Here is a 2,009-nt window from a genome sequence, read left to right as displayed (position 1 = left end):
TCGTATCTGTTCGAGATGAGCTGGAAGAACAGGTTCGCGGCCTCGGCTTCGAAGGGGATATACCCCACTTCGTCGATCACGATCAGTGGATAGCGGCCGAGCTTGATCAGCTCGTCCTGGAGCCGGCCGTTCTGGTGCGCGGCGGCCAGGCGGTCGACCCACTGGGCGGCGGTGGCGAACGCGACGCGGTGGCCTGCCTGGCAGGCCCGGACGGCGAGGCCGGTCGCGACGTGCGTCTTGCCGGTGCCCGGCGGGCCGAGGAAAACGGCGTTCTCCTTGGCCGCTATGAAGTCCAATGTTCCTAGATGGGCGAGGTGTTGGCGCGTCAGACCACGTAGATGGGTGAGGTCCAGCTCCTCGAGGGTCTTGATCGCGGGGAATCGGGCGGCGCGGATGCGCCCCTCGCCGCCGTGGCTGTCGCGGGCGGCGACCTCCCGCTGCAGGCAGGCCACCAGGTACTCGGTGTGGGTCCAGGACTCGGCCTGGGCGCGTTCGGCCAGGCGCTCGGCGGCGTCCAGCAGGGCCGGGGCCTTCATCGCGCGGGCGAGGAAGGCCAGGTCGGCGGCGGTCTGCCGGCCGGTGCGGGCCGCCCGATCGTCGGGTTTCGCCGCGCCTGCGGCGGGAGTGATGGTGCGGGGCATCAGGTGTCCTCCTTCCCTGCGCCGCCCTCGATGAGGGTGAACATGCGGTCGTAGGTGCCCAGCTCGCGCTGCTCGACCTCGATGCCGAGGCTGTCCGGGGCCAGGAGCGTGGCTCGGGCGGCGTGCGCGCGGACGTCCTGCTGCTGCCAGACCTCCTCGCGCAAGCGCCGGGCCGCGGCCGCGTGCTCCGGGTCGGTGATCGACTGGTGTCTGGCCCAGCAGCGGGCATGGCGGGCCACTACGTCGTCGCCGCAGGTCACGGTGATCTCCTCGGTGTCGCTGCGGACCTGGACCACGTGGCCGATCGCGCGGGGGTGGACGGAGTAGTCGCAGGTGTCGAGGCGGATGTAGTGGTCGCGGCCCAGGCGGGTGCGCAGCGGCCACCAGTTGGGCGGGGCGACCGGTGGGATGGTGAGCATCGCCGCGCGGTCCGCCTCCCAGCGGTCCACCGGCCTGGCGCCGATGCGGCGGTGATGGCGCCGGTTGGCGACCTGCAGCCACGCTGTCAGCTGGGCGTTGAAGTCGTCCGGGCCGGTGAAGACGCGGCCGGGAAGGAAGCTGGTCTGAAGATAGCCATTGGCCCGCTCCACCAGTCCTTTCGCCTCTGGGTCGCGGGGGCGGCACAGGTGCACCCGGGTGGCGAGCAGGCCCGCGAACGCGGCGAATTCACTGGTCAGCCTGCCCTTGCCGACACCTGCCTCGTTGTCCCACACCAGCCTCTTCGGCACGGCTTGCCAGCCGGTCAGCAGACGCCAGTGACCGTCGATCAGATCACTCGTCCGCCGCGAGGGCAGCATCCGAGCCGTGATCATCCGCGAGTAGCCGGACACCATGACCAGCACCGGCGGGCGGCCGGCCTGGCCATAGCCGAGCGGGATGTCGACCGGCGGGAACCACAGGTCGCACTGCGCGAGCTCGCCCGGCTCATAGACCGTCCGGGAGACCGGGTCGGCGGGCAGGTAGGCGGGCCGAAGCTCGCGTACGCGCTCCTTGAGGATGGTCAGTCCGCGGTTCCAGCCGATCCGCTCGGCAATCACCGTGGCCGGCATCGTCGGGGTCTGTTTCAGCAACTCGCGGATGACGGGCTCGAACGCGTCCACGGCCGAGCCCTTCAGCGGGCGCTGGTAGACCGGCGGCCCGTTGCCCACCAAGGCGCGTTTCACCGTGTTCTTCGAGATGCCCAGATGCCGGGCAATCGCCCGGATCGGCATCTGCTCGGCCCGGTGCAGCCGACGGATCTCAGCCCAGTCCTCCACAGGAATCACCCTCTCCTCCTGACCCTCGAAGAAGATCAGGATGATCAGAAGATCGCGAAGTGGGTCACCGTTCATCCGCCGATCAGCGGTCCGTTTTCACCCGTCGCCGAGA

2 protein-coding genes are annotated in these 2,009 nt (G+C 70.0%); both read right to left on the bottom strand.

All coding sequences use genetic code 11. The features are described from left to right. A partial coding sequence (locus ACZ3TS_RS42845; protein WP_467628643.1) for an ATP-binding protein occupies positions 1 to 641 on the bottom strand: 641 nt, incomplete at its 3' end. Next, positions 641 to 1,906: an IS21 family transposase gene (gene istA, locus ACZ3TS_RS42840; protein WP_467628646.1), complete on the bottom strand. Its 1,266-nt coding sequence runs from the start codon at positions 1,904 to 1,906 to the stop codon at positions 641 to 643. The genes istA and ACZ3TS_RS42845, both read right to left, overlap by 1 nt. Between the last annotated feature and the right edge of the window lie 103 nt (positions 1,907 to 2,009).

Source organism: Streptomyces sp. NPDC022910, assembly GCF_055561075.1.
This window is presented reverse-complemented; position numbering and strand designations above follow the sequence as displayed.